The organism is Ferrithrix thermotolerans DSM 19514 (genome assembly GCF_900128965.1).
GTDB lineage: Bacteria > Actinomycetota > Acidimicrobiia > Acidimicrobiales > Acidimicrobiaceae > Ferrithrix > Ferrithrix thermotolerans.
Genome location: NZ_FQUL01000058.1, coordinates 1 through 7,536, shown reverse-complemented (window position 1 = coordinate 7,536; position 7,536 = coordinate 1). Strand labels below are relative to the sequence as shown.

General features: G+C 51.5%; 6 protein-coding genes and 2 pseudogenes. 3 read left to right on the top strand and 5 right to left on the bottom strand.

The genetic code is table 11. The features are described 5' to 3' along the window. Positions 1-568: 568 nt before the first annotated feature. Positions 569-697 (bottom strand): hypothetical protein, encoded by a 129-nt coding sequence (locus BUA24_RS13225; RefSeq protein ID WP_272867313.1) that lies wholly within the window; start codon positions 695-697, stop codon positions 569-571. Positions 698-1,650: 953 nt separating this feature from the next. Between BUA24_RS13225 and BUA24_RS11250 the strand changes: the two genes are divergently transcribed. The 3 genes from BUA24_RS11250 to BUA24_RS13500 all read left to right on the top strand — a co-directional run bounded on the left by BUA24_RS11250 (position 1,651) and on the right by BUA24_RS13500 (position 3,267). Then, entirely contained in the window at positions 1,651-2,091 is a 441-nt protein-coding gene (locus BUA24_RS11250) for a hypothetical protein (RefSeq protein WP_072792642.1), read from the top strand. Between the two features lie 306 nt (positions 2,092-2,397). Continuing rightward, on the top strand, positions 2,398-3,066 hold the full coding sequence (locus tag BUA24_RS11245; protein ID WP_072792639.1) for a hypothetical protein: 669 nt from the start codon (positions 2,398-2,400) through the stop codon (positions 3,064-3,066). Between the two features lie 93 nt (positions 3,067-3,159). After that, complete coding sequence (locus BUA24_RS13500; protein WP_072792636.1) at positions 3,160-3,267, top strand: transposase; 108 nt, start codon at positions 3,160-3,162, stop codon at positions 3,265-3,267. Between the two features lie 155 nt (positions 3,268-3,422). On the opposite strand, the pseudogene BUA24_RS13025 reads toward BUA24_RS13500, so the two are convergent. From BUA24_RS13025 to BUA24_RS11220, 4 genes and pseudogenes are all read right to left on the bottom strand, one after another. Then, positions 3,423-3,620, bottom strand: a pseudogene (locus tag BUA24_RS13025) (IS3-like element ISAar24 family transposase); the annotation flags it as partial. Positions 3,621-3,769: 149 nt separating this feature from the next. Next, a pseudogene (locus BUA24_RS11230) lies at positions 3,770-5,507 on the bottom strand (IS1634 family transposase). A 287-nt stretch (positions 5,508-5,794) separates the two neighbouring features. Next, complete coding sequence (locus BUA24_RS11225) at positions 5,795-6,352, bottom strand: HD domain-containing protein (RefSeq protein WP_072792631.1); 558 nt, start codon at positions 6,350-6,352, stop codon at positions 5,795-5,797. Between the two features lie 103 nt (positions 6,353-6,455). Continuing rightward, positions 6,456-7,427, bottom strand: coding sequence for a DUF4232 domain-containing protein (locus tag BUA24_RS11220; protein ID WP_072792629.1), 972 nt, complete (start codon positions 7,425-7,427; stop codon positions 6,456-6,458). Between the last annotated feature and the right edge of the window lie 109 nt (positions 7,428-7,536).

The following is a 7,536-nucleotide window of genomic DNA, read 5'->3' as shown; positions in this document are numbered from 1 at the left end:
TGATGAACCGGTTGCCTACTTGGATCTCGATAACTGATAGACACTCTACTTCCACTGTCAAGGACTAAATAAAGATCAAAAGTCAATGACAGTTCTATAACCACTTACTAAGATAGACACAGTTCCAAAGACTCTATGGCCTATTTGCACAACTTTAGGCACACGACCGATCATCTTGGGGCTATTCGGTCAGGAGCAGGCGTCCACCGCTGTCGACTCGACAATCCCAGCGATCGACGTTTCCTCCGAGAGTCGCCTCGGCGGTCGCAAGCTCCAAACCCAATACAGCCTGCGATAATACCGAGATATTAAGCCGAGGAATACGTCAGCTTGCCACTCCCCAGCAGGCCAAGTGACGATTCCTCGGCTTAGTAAAAACGTCGGCATAATCAGAATTAAGCCGAATTCGGCTTAACACGGATAATGGCTCTCCTATGAAGGGAACGGCGCTCCTTGCGCTCTGCTATGACTTAGGAATTGGCACAACGAACTCCCGAACACGGGTTTCAGACGACAACCCCCATATCGAAGCCCTCTTTCGCACAACAAAGTATGGGCCCGGGTACCCCTATGGGGCTTCTCTGATCTCATCTCCGCACGGAGTTGGATAGAGAAGTTTGTCACCTACTACAACAATCAAAATCGTCACTCCGCTTTGAACTTCGTCACCACTACCGAGATGCACAACGGAGACCACCTTGAGACACTCGCTCAGCGACAAGCGCTGTATGAACAGTCCAAGATGAAGAACCCGTCTCGATGGATCTCTGGCAAGATCCGTAACTGGTCACCAGCGAGAGACGCCTGAACTACACCGAGTGCATAACAGCGAGAGAGGAGGTCAACCACGGCGTAGCAGGACACCAAGGATATTTCTAAGAAATACGTCAACTGACTTGACAGTTACCGTAGAAGCTCCGTAAACTACAATGACTACCGTGTAAGGGAGTTACAGGAATCATATATGCATTAGTTGCCAAGAAGCTTGCTAAATATATTGCATCAGGTGGGGTTATAACCATCGCCCTGCTGGGATCAATGAGTAATGTAGTTTGGGCACAGCCGCTTATTACTGCGCCAGCCCCTACTGCACAACTACCCACTAGCGTTAGTTTTTCGTTAAATGCATCAGGAGTTAAATTCACCACCACCTATCTCCCAAACCGTCAATCTGTTATTGCACAATTGAGTCATTCACAAGGAAATACTAGGCGAATGCAGCAGTTATTGTCGATACCGGTCGCTGTGACAACTACAGTTACTGTCACGCCTATGCCAGGGGGAGATCCGGTGATGAGCCTTAGCCAAACCGAAGATTCAGTTTTCGGAGTCCCAGTTTTCAAGTGGCAAGTAAATCAGGGCTTTAGCGACAATGGCAGTGTGATTACCAGTGTTGCACCACTGAACGACGTCGGAACATCCGTTTATTACCCTGGCTGGAGCCTAAGTAATTTCACGTGGGGAACCAGTCAACCAGCTACTGGAGTGTATTCAGGGCAATCAAACGCCAATTTCATTTTTAGCTATTCGCCCCTCAAACTGATCACGATTGAAACTGCGAATGTGAACGTTACTCTTCGTTTCTATGCAAACAATTATTGGACGGTCAATGGGTCGACGAGCTTCTTATAAACTGAATGGAGGAGCCATATGAGAGACCGTGATCATGTTACTAGCGGTTCAACTAACTCTCAACAAAGTCGCATACCTCCTAGTCAGAGAGCCACGCTTGCGCTCTTACTTTTTGGAGGTTTCGCAGCGGGGATCGGATGGATTTGGGGAGTGTGGAGGCTGTGGAGAGATCCCACATGGTCAACGCTCCAGAAAGCGCTCGCAACGCTTGTGTTTCCTGGCGGACTCGTTCCTGCATTTATGCTCTCTGGCTCAGCTTCTGGAACGTCAACGTGCACCACTGGACTGATCGGACCGCATCATGTCGGCGTGGTAATTGCACACTGCTCTAGCACAGGTGCACTCAATGTAGATGTAGCACGTCTACTCCTCGCCGCCCTCGTAATTCTGCCGATCGCTGTTGTGTTTTCTCTATATCGGTCGGTCAATCGCACTATGAGCACACCCCCTGAATCTTAACCCTGCGCTACTCTGCTTCAATCATGAGGCCACTGGAATAAGGTATTTGAACTAGCTGCCGAGGTAATTTAGGGATCCCCAATAGCTTATCCACTTGACCTGGACCCATTCCTCGGACCACGCTTGTGCGAGTCAGGTCTGGTTTCAATACAACTGTAGAGCTTCGAATTCGTGCGGTGTCAGATAGCCGAGTGAGCTATGCCGGCGAGTCGGGTTGTAGAAGTTCTCGATGTATTCGCATAACACTCTGAAATGCTCCAAAGGGTCCTTTTAATTTCTTGTGGGGTGTGTTAATCTTCCCATGACATGCTTGCACCCGAGGAACTCGCCACCATTGAAGCATTCATGGCGGAGACTGAAAACATCGACGAATACAAGCGGGCGCTGGCAGTTCTCACCCTTGAGGATGGGAGTCCCCTCAGCAGGACAGGCCTTTCCGTTAAGCATGTACAGCGAATTCGACGGTCATTCCGCAGCATTGGCACTGAAGCATTCAAGGACAAGCGCCATAACAACGCTCCGGTACTTCTCTCAAAGTCTCAAAGAGATGAAGTAAACATCATGCTCACAACTACAACTCCCAATGACCACGGCTATAGCAATTCCCCGTTTTGGTCAACACGGATCCTGGCCACAGTGCTCAAGCGCAGATACGGTGTTCTCTCTGCCTCTAGGATTCGCTCCTACCTTCTGTTTCGCACAAGCAAGCTCAGCTTCCATCTGCTGGGCAAACAAGATGAAAAGGCTGATCCCCAAGCGGTAGCACAGTGGAAAGACAACCGGCAAGAGCGTCTGAACGAGGAGTTCTCTGATTCAGATACGGTGATCCTCTGTGAAGATGAGATGGTCCTCACCCAAGCGGCAACGACACAGAAAGTCTGGACACCCAGGGGTACGTTCCCAGCTGTGATTGAGACCAACAGAACCAGAAAGAACCGAAATATCTCTGGGTTTTTGAACCTCAAGACAGGTTGAACATGCATTTGCAACAAGGCGCCAGACAATGCATGAAGCAGCGGCCATACTGTTGAAGATCCGCAAGATCTACCCAAGGGAGAAGACTCTTCTATGGATGGGGCACGATGGCACAGAGGGAGCGTCGCTCAAGAGGCAATGAGCGAGCATCACATCGAAGCGGTCCATTTCCCTCCGTATTCCCCGCAACTCAATCCCTAGGAACACGTTTGGAAGCAAGGACGCTCTGCTGTAACCCACAATCGCTTCATTCCCAAGATTGAACCAGTCACAAAGGAATTCGTCGACTATCTCAACACAACGACATTCCCATACTCTTTGCTCGATTTCAAGGAGCAGGTCAGAGTGTGAGCTCTATAGTCGGCGATGGCCATGGTCAATTCGAGTTTCGTGGTCCAACGCTTTCGGTTCAGTAGTTCGATCTGCATCGTTCCCCAAAACGACTCCATTGGCGAATTGTCGTAGCAGTCGCCGATGGTTCCCATCGACCCGAGGAGCTTGAACCGACGGACGTTTTCGCTGAAGCCCCAGGACGTAAATTGAGACCCGTGGTCTGTTTTAAGCCGAATTCGGCTTAACACGGACCGTGGATCTCAATTCTCCGATCGTCGAGTAGCGCAACTCTGTGAGGCTAAACTGAAGTTCCCCCCACCATGATAACCAATATCAGGCACTACCAGGGGGTTTGTAAGTTGAGCCCTGCCTACATGTAGCCGAGAGTCGGAGAGACCCCAAGAAGCTCAAAGGCACGTTGTTGCAAAGGGGTGGGTTTGGTGATCATGGCAAACGAGTCAAGATCGGTGTCTCTGGGTTGGATCCGGTTGGCTGTGACGGTTGCCAGATCCTCCATGAGGGTAGCAAAGCTATGTACTGGCGTATGATTAGCGCTCACCTTGGTGCTCGCCTTTGCCTTAGCACTCGTTGATCGTTTGGCCGGTGCAATAGGTGAGTCCCTCAGGGCTTTGGCACCGGCTGGATCATCGTCTTTGAACAACACCGGAGCCAAGGTGTGTGCCATTGCAAAACTCACGTAGTAGCTGAGCATCCGTAAGAACACATGCACGCTGACTCGCGCCTCGGTACGGTGACAAATTGGTCGGATATCGAGGTCGGTGTTAAAGCCACGAAAGACGCGTTCGACGTTTGACAAGGACTTATAGGACAAGACGACCTCTTCGGTCCCCAGCACCTTGGACTCCACGCTGGTGCGAAGCACATAGATACCGTCCAAGATGGTCTCAGCTGCGATCTTTGCCTCATCACGTCGGTAGGTGAAGGTCTCATCGGTGATCTCGATAATGAAGTGCTTGGCCATCTTGTAGCGGTCAATGACTTTGCCGACCCTCATCGCTATCTTGTCTTTACCCCAAAGTGGTCGACGTTCGCGATTCAGGGAGGCGACGATCTTGTCGAGCTCTGTTTCGGTGGCCGCCAAGAGGGATTGGCGCGTCTCGGTGCGCTCTTTGGCTAAGTGTGGGTTCAAGCACGCAACGAGGCGTTCACCTAGATAGTCAGGGTGCGTGACCTCGACGAGATCCCTCTCGTCAAAGAGGGAGAGCCCTATAGCCTCGTCTCGTATCAGGGCTCGAATCTGTGGAGCACGTAGTGCGGTGATGAAGTCGAGCTGTTTGGGGGTGACGTCTTCTCGTAGACGTGCTTGGGTCAGTAGTCCGCGATCTCCAACGAGCACTACGTTGGCAAGTCCAAAGCGACCCTTTAGCTTTTCGACCTGTTGGGCGATCGTCGTTGGTTCACCGGTGTTGCCGGCAAAGACCTTAATGGCGATTGGAACCCCCTCTTTGGTGGCCAAGAGCCCATAGACGATCTGGAGTCGTCCCCTCACTCCATCTTTTGGGTGACCCCGTTTGCCAAGGGGACAGGTCTTACCCTCAAAGGCTGCCGATGACATGTCATAGAGAACCAGGGTTCCATCTTCTCGGTGTCGCTTTGCGATTTCGGCCTCGATCTGTGACTGACGTGGTGCCAACCAGTCCATCGCCTCATAGAGGTCATCCTCATCGACTAAAGAAAGTGAGAGCACCTTCACCGAGTGAACTCGTCGCACTCTCGGCCCTTAGCCCCCTGGCACAGGCGAGCTTGGAGGAGGGGCGAATCACCTGGGAGATGATCATGGCTACAACGAGATCTCGTTGGCGAGAGGGGACAGGATCAATGAGGGTATCAAGGCCTAGGTTGCCTATCGTGCCAAGCACGGCCGCGACATGACCATGGCCAAGGCTACGGGTGATGTCAAAGCTCTCTTGGAGCTTTGCCTTTGGGGGTTGGTTCATAAGTACCCGGCGCAGTTGCTCTACCTTGTCTGGTGACCAACGGCTCAAGTTCGCAAGCGTACGGGTCTTGACCTTGCCATTTTCTCGATAGCTCTCTCGTAGCTGAATCGCCGGTGGTGAGTTACGATTGGGGATCGTGGCCACGTACATGCTTACTATCTGACACGTCGATAACACTTATGTCAATACCAAACCCAATAAATCCCTGCCAAGCCTTAGAATACATGCCTACACTCTCTACCACCCTAGCCAAGAACATGCTGCTCAAGGTGCAATTTAGGCATAAATCGAGACCGGCTGGGGGGAACTTCGGCTTAGAACAAGTTCGGAGTCGAGCGAGGTTGCCTTCGTTCCCTTAGCGGACTTAGAGACCCACGATATTCACCCCTCCGTTCGGCTACGCATCGAGGATTATCTCACAAACAAGATCGAGCCCTTTATTCGCTAGATCCGACTTGTGAGCACAACAGCTCTACGTGGGTAAACGATTTGGCGAGTTGGGGGTAGGCGAGCCGTAGACCTTGCGGAACTACATCGTCCTTACCGTAGCGTCTCTCGACCTCGTCGATTCTTTGGGTTAGCTCCATCGGTTGGCCGTCTGGTCCATTGGAGAGATCGCAGTAGGTAAGGCAGTCTGAGATGAGTCCAGGTTCAACCGGGAATCTCGACATCTCTTGATCGAGACCACGCAGATGTCCTTCTTGTGTCCCAGAAGAGTGATGCGCCACCAGACACGCAAGTCGATGTTCGCCGATCTCCTCCAGGTAATTGGCTCCATCGAGATGATGGAAGCCAGTTTTGGCGAGGGTCCCAGCGTAGCCAATGTCATGAAGCCAGGCGGCCATGACCAAGACCTCACCTTGGGAGATATCTTCAAAGAGGGTCGCCGCAAGTTCTTCGGCCCTTGCCGCGACCCTCATGACATGCGACCACCTTCGATCCAAGCCGTCTAGGAGTTCCTTGGCGAGGATCATCGCCTCTCGTGGAGTATCCATGCCCTAATACTAGAGCTGTAGCGCACTGCTTTCAATCCGTGCTTCGCAACCGCCAATTGCCCTGTTCGCACGAGGTGTTACAACTTTCTCTACTACTTCAAGCTCACAGTGCGCTAGATGGTTCTCCGAATGAAGGAACAAAGAATGTATAGATCGTGCCATAAAATAGTTTACCGGAGGTGTAGTAGCAGCTATCTGGGGTCTGAATTACTGATCCTTGGTTGAATGCCGATGATGCAATCGAATAGGTACCCAAGTTGTCCGGCAACGTTACACTCAAAGAAGTGAAGTTCTTCTCTACGGTCACTCCTTTGTTACCGCCAAGACAGTCTGGTTGAAACGTCACTTGGCTGTAGGCGGCTTGCACGCCCTTCTTGATAATTATCACTGAAGGAGCGGTAAGGATATTTCCATTCGGGCCCATGGCGTGCTGTCGAACCGCAGGAATCGACTCTTTAGTTGCAGTGACTCCATCGATCGTTGGCCACCCCTGCAGGCTGCACGGAGACGAGGAGGTATCTGAGACCGTTAGATAGGCGTTTACCAGATCTGCCTCATCACCGACACCGGTGATACCAACCGATACCTGACCAGGAGTGCATAGAGGTGCTGTAGCTGGTAATACTGGAGGCTTGGGTCTAGGAGGAACATATGTCGAATAGAAGGCAAACTCCTTTGAGCTGCCTTTGGTATTCGATCCAGAGATCTCGATGACCCATTTACTCTCCGGTAGTGAGAAAATATGTAGCTCCTCGTTGGAGGACAGATCCTTTGAGGGGAGGTAAAAAGAGAATGATGCCCGTGGCTTTTTGCACCCCCAGGCTGTAGCGCCAACTTGTTGATGTGCTAGGGAGACATGGAACTTGATCGCTGGTGCTGCCGGTGTCGATCCGGTAGTGTTGCAGGTACCCCGAACGATGAGAAAACGCTTAGCCAAAACTGACTTAGTTATCCGAACCGATGACACCCCGGCTACCGTAATTCCCGAACTCTTAGCTGCTGAGCTGCACGAAGCCAAAACGATAGCGGTCAGGAGTACGGAAACTAATAGCTTGGTGACGCCCCTATAGTTCATATCTTTTCAATCCACGCCTTCATAGGATTACCGAGTCCGATCCTGTTTGTGCACCAGTGTTGATCACAACGCTGGGTTGTGTGCCTAATGTTGTGCAAATAGGCCATAG